Source organism: Dolosicoccus paucivorans, assembly GCF_900100125.1.
Classification (GTDB): domain Bacteria; phylum Bacillota; class Bacilli; order Lactobacillales; family Aerococcaceae; genus Dolosicoccus; species Dolosicoccus paucivorans.
On record NZ_FNEL01000070.1, the window covers coordinates 1 to 8078 of the forward strand.

The 8078-nt window shown below is 39.6% G+C and carries 8 protein-coding genes, 1 tRNA gene and 1 pseudogene; 9 read left to right on the forward strand and 1 reads right to left on the reverse strand.

What is annotated here, in order from left to right:
* The 8 genes and pseudogenes from BLR79_RS08065 to BLR79_RS08090 form a co-directional block, all read left to right on the forward strand.
* A pseudogene (locus tag BLR79_RS08065) lies at nucleotides 1–227 on the forward strand (integrase core domain-containing protein); the annotation flags it as partial.
* Between the two features lie 190 nt (nucleotides 228–417).
* Nucleotides 418–543: an NADH peroxidase gene (locus BLR79_RS09235; RefSeq protein WP_234970869.1), complete on the forward strand. Its 126-nt coding sequence runs from the start codon at nucleotides 418–420 to the stop codon at nucleotides 541–543.
* Between the two features lie 15 nt (nucleotides 544–558).
* Nucleotides 559–1782 carry an FAD-dependent oxidoreductase gene (locus BLR79_RS08070; protein WP_268752997.1) on the forward strand — a complete coding sequence of 408 codons (1224 nt, stop codon included), beginning with the start codon at nucleotides 559–561 and terminating at the stop codon, nucleotides 1780–1782.
* A 34-nt stretch (nucleotides 1783–1816) separates the two neighbouring features.
* A tRNA-Sec gene (locus BLR79_RS09080) sits at nucleotides 1817–1913 on the forward strand.
* A gap of 161 nt (nucleotides 1914–2074) precedes the next feature.
* On the forward strand, nucleotides 2075–3055 hold the full coding sequence (gene selD, locus BLR79_RS08075) for a selenide, water dikinase SelD (RefSeq protein ID WP_257993496.1): 981 nt from the start codon (nucleotides 2075–2077) through the stop codon (nucleotides 3053–3055).
* Between the two features lie 11 nt (nucleotides 3056–3066).
* Nucleotides 3067–4968 (forward strand): selenocysteine-specific translation elongation factor, encoded by a 1902-nt coding sequence (selB, locus tag BLR79_RS08080; protein ID WP_092086803.1) that lies wholly within the window; start codon nucleotides 3067–3069, stop codon nucleotides 4966–4968.
* Between the two features lies 1 nt (nucleotide 4969).
* Nucleotides 4970–6343, forward strand: coding sequence for an L-seryl-tRNA(Sec) selenium transferase (gene selA / locus BLR79_RS08085; RefSeq protein ID WP_092086806.1), 1374 nt, complete (start codon nucleotides 4970–4972; stop codon nucleotides 6341–6343).
* Nucleotides 6344–6742, forward strand: a complete 399-nt coding sequence (locus BLR79_RS08090) for a cytidine deaminase (RefSeq protein WP_092086809.1) — start codon at nucleotides 6344–6346, stop codon at nucleotides 6740–6742. It abuts the gene before it with no gap.
* 46 nt (nucleotides 6743–6788) lie between these two features.
* Here the strand turns inward: BLR79_RS08090 and BLR79_RS08095 are convergent, their stop codons facing one another.
* Nucleotides 6789–7748, reverse strand: coding sequence for a 2-hydroxyacid dehydrogenase (locus BLR79_RS08095; RefSeq protein ID WP_092086812.1), 960 nt, complete (start codon nucleotides 7746–7748; stop codon nucleotides 6789–6791).
* A gap of 92 nt (nucleotides 7749–7840) precedes the next feature.
* Here BLR79_RS08095 and BLR79_RS08100 point away from each other — a divergent pair.
* Nucleotides 7841–8078 (forward strand): helix-turn-helix domain-containing protein (locus tag BLR79_RS08100; RefSeq protein WP_143338832.1); only part of this gene is annotated, 238 nt, incomplete at its 3' end.

Here is an 8078-nt window from a genome sequence, read left to right on the forward strand (position 1 = left end):
ACAAGAGAACACGCCCTTATTCGCCTTGGCAGAATGGTAAGGTAGAGCGTAGCCATCGAATTGACGACGAGCGCTTTTACCATCGTCGAACATTTACGTCAGAAGAAGCGCTATTTAAGGCGCATGCGCGTTATATTAACCGAAGTAATAATATCCATCGTAAAGCACTTAACTTTTTAAGTCCGAATGAAGTCGTGGCCCAATACTTTGAATCACAAAGTGCTTAATTTTTTCTGGGGGACCGCGGTCCCCCAGAACCCCATTCAATTCTATTTATTTTGTACTAGAACTTTAAGTATGTGTCACATATGTTTGACTACTCTAGAGTAGTCATTTAGAACCATTCTACTTAAATATTGGCAAAAATCAGTAATTTTGGTATAATAAAGAAGAATCTAAGTAAGGGAGGATTTATAGATGAAGTATATTGTACAAGGAACATCTCACGTTGGTTATGAAGCTGTTCAAACCATCTTAAAAGATGATCCAAAAGCAGAAATTCTATTATTTGAAGCCGGTGACGCAGCTTCTTTCATGTCTTGAGGCCTTGCTAACTATCTGGATGATAGTACGTTAGAGCTAGACGATGTACACTTTGCAACGGTAGAATCTTACGAAGCACAAGGTGTTAAAGTCTTTATGGAAACAGCGGTCACAAACATTGACCCAGACAAGAAAGAAATCACTTACGAAACAGCCGACGGCAAGACTGGAACAGAGTCTTATGATAAGTTAATTTTAAGTCCAGGTAACCAAATGGTTGCGCCAGGATTTTTAAATATGGACTTAAAAAACGTTATGCACTTTGCTGGTCCAGCGGTAGGTAGTTACTTAAGGGACAACTTCAAAAACTTTGAAAATGCGGTAGTTATTGGTGCCGGGTTTATCGGGATTGAAGCAACTTCAAGCTTCATTAAGCACGGTGTGAATACGACATTAGTGGATATGGCTGAAACCATTATTCCAGCTAACTTAGACAAAGAATTCACTGATGTGATTGTTGAAGACTTGAAAGAACGCGGTGTCGCTATTCAAACAGGCGAAGCCGTAAAAGAAATCGTCGAAAAAGACGGTAAAGCCGTTGCGGTTAAGACTGATAAAGGAGAGTACCCAGCCGATGTTGTCATCGTTGCGATGGGTGTTCGTCCAAACACAGGCTGGTTAGAAGGTATTTTAGAACTTGACGACCGTAAGTATGTTGTTGTTGATGAACATCAACGCACTTCAGTTCCTGATGTGTATGCAGCAGGAGACGGTACACAAGTAAACCTTTATACAGGCGGTAAAGCACCAATCGCTTTAGTACCCCCTTCAAGAAGAACAGCCGCTATTGCAGCTAAAAATGCTTTAGGCGACGAGTCTTATAAAGAAGGACGCTTTGCAGGTACCTCAGGTTTAGAGTTATTTGATTTCTTCTTTGCTTCAACAGGCATTAAAGATGCAAACGCTAAATCTTATGATGGTAATGTGAAGAGCCATTACGTAGAAGAGCGTATTTACCCTGATTTCATGCATAAAGACAACAACAAGATTATGATGAAAGTTCATTACGATGCAGATACTGAAAAGATCTTAGGTGCCCAATTAATGGCAAAAGGTCATGATATCACTGCTTCCATTAATACAATGGTTGTAGCGATTGCTGCTGGATGGACGCTAAAAGATCTTGCTTATGCAGACTTCTTCTTCCAACCAAACTTAAACCGTCCATGGAACTACTTAAACGTTCTTGCGATGAGCGCAAGAGGCGAGTTACATGGTGCAGACAAGTTACTATTTTAATCAACGATAGCATACGACTTGGTCGTATGCTTATGGGAGCGGATGGGTTCTGGTGTTCCCTCTGGTCTTCAAAACCAGTATGAGACGTTAGTAGCGGCTTGGGTGAGTTCGATTCTCACACGTTCCCGCCAAGAATATAAACTAGTTATCCTAAAAAGAGACTAGATGACAACTGATATCCAACATTCTCTGTTTAGAATACATTGAATGTTGGATTTTTTTATTAAGGAGGCTAAAAATGAAAAAGTTAGAATTAGAATCATTACATTTAAGCGGTGGTTGAAGCGCTAAGATTGGTCCGGGCGACCTACAACAAATTTTAAGTGGCTTACCACGTCACCACGACCCTAAACTTACCGTAGGGTTTGATACGGCCGATGATGCGGCGGTCTATCAATTAAACGATACCACTGCGCTTATTCAAACTTTAGATTTTTTCCCTCCTAACATAAAAGATCCTTATTTATTTGGCCAAATCGCTGCGGCCAACGCCTTAAGTGATGTCTATGCGATGGGCGGGGAAGTATTAACGGCGTTAAATATTATTTCTTACCCAAGGGGCGAATGTTTTGATAGTTTAGAAGCCATTTTACAAGGTGGGGCTGATAAAGTAAAAGAAGCCGGGGCCGTTCTAGCAGGAGGACACTCGATTCACTCAGATAGCATTTTATATGGCTTATCCGTCCTAGGCCAAGCTCACCCAGAACGTATTTTACAAAATGATAACGCAAAAGCGGGCGACGTGTTGATTTTAACGAAGAAATTAGGTAGCGGATTAGTAACTTCAGCTTACAAAAAAGACGGGGTCACTCAAACAGAATTTGATGAAGCCGTTGAACAAATGGTTTCGTTAAACAAATATGCTGCTCAAGTCATGAAGAATTATACGGTTCATTCATGTACGGATGTCACTGGGTTTGGGTTATTAGGCCACTTAGACGAAATGTTAAAAGAATCTGTTTCCGCCACCATTTATTCAGGATATATTTATTATTTAAAAGGTGCCTATGAAAGTGCCCAAAAAGGTTTTAGTAGTGGAGGCGGTAAGAGAAATCGCCAGCATTTAAAAGACCGCGTCTTATTCCAAGAAGTAGATGAAGCGGTCCAAGAGATCTTATTCGACCCGCAAACGTCGGGAGGATTACTAATGAGTGTTCCTGAAGACCAAGCGGATTCTTTACTAAAAGACTTACAAAACCAACAAGTTCCTGCTTCTATTATCGGTCGCATTGAAACACAAACTTCACAAAAGCCAGCTATCATTGTTAAGTAAGGAGAATTTGATTGCAACAACCATTTATTATCGCCACAGCCGGGCATATTGATCACGGCAAAACAACGTTAATTAAAGCTTTAACGACGATACAAACCGACACCGCTCCAGAAGAAAAAAAGCGCGGTTTAACGATTAATTTAGGCTTTGCCTATTTAGATTTAGCGGATGGAACACGGGCTGGAATTATTGACGTTCCAGGACATGAACGTTTCGTTAAAAATATGCTGGCAGGAGCTATTGGGGTGGACCTTGGTTTATTAGTGATTGATGCCAATGAAGGTGTTATGCCACAAACCGTTGAACATATTGATATTTTAACTCTTCTAGGAGTTAAGCATTTTATTATCGTTTTAACAAAAGTTGACGGGTTAGATCAAGATTTATTGGAACTGGTCCATTTAGATGTGGAAGAATTTATTCAAAACACTCCTCTAGAAGGATCTCCCATTATTGAAACCGATGCGTTAAAAGACATCGGACTGAATGAATTAAAAGAGACGATTGAGAACTTTAGTACCCAAATTAAACGAGCGTCCACTCAACTGCCGGCTCGTTTAAATGTGGATCGATCCTTTCACGTTAAAGGGATTGGAACGATTGTGACAGGAACATTACTTGATGGTCAATTATCATTAGAAGACGAAGTGTATGTTTATCCTGCCGATGGTCAATCTACCGTTCGTTCCATTCAAATTCATGAACAGCAACAAACCGCTGCTTACCCGGGAAACCGGACCGCTTTAAATTTAACTCACGTTAAACGAGAAGAGGTTCCAAGAGGTAGTGTTATTAGTCACGTTCCCTTATCTAAAACTTATATGTTAGACGTTAAATTAACCGCACTGCCAACCAATGACGAACCAATCCGTTTTTGGGACCGAGTTCATTTATATAGTGGAACCACTGAAATTCTTGCTCGGGTAGTTCCTTTAGAAGAAGATGTTTTACCAGGGACTTCTCGTTTTGCTCAATTGCGTCTAGAAGAACCTTTGTATATTCGTAAAGGGGACCGTTTTATTATTCGACAATTTTCGCCCCTTAAAACATTAGGAGGCGGTCAAGTCATTGATGCTCATCCAGTCAAACACGCCTCTGCCGATGAAGAGTTATTGACTAGCTTTCAAATTAAAGAAAGTGGTAGCGTTGATGAGCAACTCATGGACTTACTCAACCAGCCCCAACAATTTTTCTTAACAAAAGAAGCCATTGTTGATACCCTTCATGTTCCAGTCGATTCATTGGAACAAAGTTTGAAAAAAGCTTTAAAGAAGAAATGGGTCGTTTCTGTAGGAGAGTATTATATTGCTCGCCAAGTGTATGATGAATTACAACAACAGATGATTGAACTACTAGACGCTTACCACGAAGAACATCCGCACCATAAAGGAATGCCTTTAGAAACCTTTAGAGCTCAAATGGACTATTTACCTTTAGTTGGCGTTAATCATTTAATAGATCATTTAGTTCAAAAGGGTCGCGCATTAAATAAAAATAACCAATTAACTTCAGGAAACTTTGTTGTCATTTTAACTAAAAAACAACAAAAGCTTCATGAAGCCATTGTCAAAAAACTTGAAGAAGACGGGATTAATCCGCCAACCATTAAAGAAGTATTCCCTAAAGAAAAGGATGATCAAGTTGTTTTTGAATGGATGAAAGATGAAGGAGAATTGTATCAACTGGACCGAGATACGGTTGTTTTAACTTCAGCTTATCAACAGGCTAAAGATCAAGTCGTAAATTACTTAATGAAACAAGAAACCATTGAGCTGGCAGAGTGTCGTGATTTACTAGCAACAAATCGTAAAGCTGCTTTACGATTGTTAGATGAATTAGACCGCCAAAAAGTTACCATGCGTACCGAAAATGGCCGTACACTTCATCCGAATTACCAACGAGAAAGGGATTGAGATGCAAAACATATTACGTCAGTTACCTTCAGTGAACGAATTAATGCAGTTAATAAATGCCAGTCATTTATCCCACGAACAAATAAAAGACGCGATTCAAGAAGTACTAAAAGAAACAAGAGAAGGTATTTTAAGTAAAGACATTCAAAAAGTAGACCTTACAAAGCTGCAAGATCAAATAGAAGAGCACCTTCGCTTAAAAGAAAACCAAACACTACAACCGGTGATTAATGGAACAGGTACTATTTTACATACCAATTTAGGGCGTTCTCTTTTAGCTAAAGAAGCCGTTGAAGCAGTAGACCGAATCGTAACGAATTACTCTAACTTGGAATACGACTTAACAAAAGGCGAGCGAGGTTCCCGGTATAATTACACTAAAGAATTATTGTTAGAATTAACCGGCGCTGAAGACGCCTTAGTCGTCAATAATAACGCAGCCGCTGTTTTATTAGTGTTGACCACTTTTGCGAAAGGAAAAGAAGTGTTAATTTCTCGTGGCGAATTAGTCGAAATTGGCGGTTCCTTTAGAATTCCCGACGTGATTTCTTCAACAGGCGCATTGCTCCATGAAGTAGGGGCGACGAATAAAACCTCTTTAAAAGATTATGAAAAGGGCATCAATGATGAAACAGGTGCTTTATTGAAAGTTCACCCATCCAATTATCAATTGATCGGCTTTACAGAAAAACCAACAGACGAAGAATTAGTAACACTAGCTCACGAGCACAACTTACCTATTTTTAACGACTTAGGAAGTGGGTTACTATACGATTTACAATCCTTTGGCTTATCTTATGAGCCGACGATTGCTCAATTGGTCAAGGCAGGTTATGATTTAGTGATGTTTTCTGGGGATAAATTGCTCGGAGGCCCGCAAGCCGGTATTATTGTAGGTAAAACAAAATGGATCAACCAACTGAAAAAAGAACCTCTTTTAAGAGCATTACGAGTTGATAAAATGACCCTCGCGGCTTTAGAAGCGACGTTAAAGCTTTACAAAGACCCTCAAACAGCCTTTAGTCAAATTCCAACCCTTTCCATGATTCAAGGACAAAAAGTCAAAGAAAAAGCAGAACAGTTAGTTGAAAAATTAAATGAATTGCCAAAGGTTAAAGGGACGTTAGTTCAAGGAACTTCTAAAATCGGCGGTGGAGCTTATCCGGCAGATACATTAGATAGTTGGCATGTCTGTGTTGAAATAGAAGGGTTCACTGCCAATGAGTTAGCCCATGCTTTACGCGGAAGTCAACCAAGCATTATTAGTATTATTTATAACGATCACGTTCATTTAGATACGCGAACGTTAACACAAGAGGATTTAACGGTTATTCAAACAGCCATTGAAAAATTAACCCATAAAGGAGCAAAATAAATGGATAAAGAACAATTAGTTCAAGCAGCGCGGGACGTGCTAAAGCATTCCTACAGTCCTTATTCTAACTTTCCTGTAGGTGCTGCTTTTTTAACCCATGACGGGAAAGTTTATACAGGCGTCAACGTTGAAAACGTCTCTTTTGGTGCGACAAACTGTGCGGAACGAAGTGCTATTTTCGCAGCGATCTCACAAGGAGTTCAACCTAAGAGTTTTATTGCTTTAGCCATCGCCGGAGAAACAGAAGATTTCTTACCTCCCTGTTGTTTATGTCGACAAGTATTGGTCGAATTATGTGCACCAGATATGCCTGTTTATTTAACTCGCCAAGATGGAGCCATTCATGAAACTACTTTAGAAAAATTAGTACCTTATGCTTTTGAAACGTTAGATATGTAAACAAAAAAGATGTTGACACCATGAAAGGTATCAACATCTTTTATTCTTATAAGACAATATTTTCTTGTGCGCCATCTTCCCATTTTTCGATATTATCGAAAGTGATTTCCGCTCTTCTTTCAAGAGCTTCATCTGTCGCAAAACCGATATGTGGGACGATAAAAGTATTTGGAGCGTCTAATAATGGGTAGTCAGCTGGAATAGGGGGTTCCATATCCACACGGTCTAACCCCGCACCTGCGATGACGCCATCTTTTAGAGCTTTAGCTAAAGCATCGTTATCAATAATTGGACCGTTTCCTGTATTGATAATTAAAGCAGAATCTTTCATCATTTCCAATTCTTTTTGACCAATTAAGTGTTTTGTTTGGTCAGTAAGAGGGGTATGGATGGTTACGATATCACTTTCAGCTAGTAGATCTTCTAAAGAAAGATATTTAACACCTTTTGCTTTTAAATCGTCTTTTTCTGTTCTACTATATGCAACTACGTCACAACCAAAGGCCAGACCTAGCTCACATACTTTCCCGCCGATTGCGCCAGTTCCGATCACACCAAGTATTTTACCGTATAGATCGTTTTGGCTGTAGCCATCTTTTGTACCGCCTTGGCGAACGACTTTTTCTAATGGGACAACGTTACGTAGGAGTCCGATAATTAACCCGAAAGTCAACTCAGCAACGGAGTGAGTACTGTACCCGCCGGCGTTTGATACTTTAATGCCACGTTTTTTGCAAGCATCTAAATCGACATGATCATAACCTGTAAATGCGACGGCGATGAATTTTAAGTCTTCAGCTGCGTTAATTACATCAGCACCCAGTGGCATATTGGCAATGACTAAGATGTCAGCGTCTTTAACGCGTTCTTTTTGTTCCTCAACATCGACGACATCTTGGTAATAAACAATCTCATGGCCACGCTCTTTAAGAGGTGCAGTTAATTCATTAAATGCTTCTTCACTAATTCCTAGTGATTCTAAAATAACGATTTGTAAGGGTATCATACATATGTGACACGAAAACATAAAAAAAAAGAGGAGCTTCTGGTACACTATATTTAACGAATAAAAAACAATAGTGTGAAAGGAAGCTCCCCATGAAGTCAATTATAACAGAAGAAATGCGATATAGGCAAAAAGTTGTTGAGTATGCGGAAAAATATGATAATAACGCCAAAACAGCCCGTCGTTATGGCACAAGCCGTCAAAACGTCCAACGTTGGCGCAAGCGTTACGATAAGACGTGGGATAGCTTACGTAACAAAAGTCGCCGTCCTCACAGTCATCCAAACCAACATACTCAAGAAGAACTTCAACTGATTCAGAAAAAATACC

Coding starts and splice junctions, on each gene's coding strand:
- selA (WP_092086806.1), top strand. CDS start 4,970: ATGCAAAACATATTACGTCAGTTACCTTCAGTGAACGAATTAATGCAG.
- BLR79_RS09235 (WP_234970869.1), top strand. CDS start 418: ATGAAGTATATTGTACAAGGAACATCTCACGTTGGTTATGAAGCTGTT.
- BLR79_RS08090 (WP_092086809.1), top strand. CDS start 6,344: ATGGATAAAGAACAATTAGTTCAAGCAGCGCGGGACGTGCTAAAGCAT.
- BLR79_RS08095 (WP_092086812.1), bottom strand. CDS start 7,748: ATGATACCCTTACAAATCGTTATTTTAGAATCACTAGGAATTAGTGAA.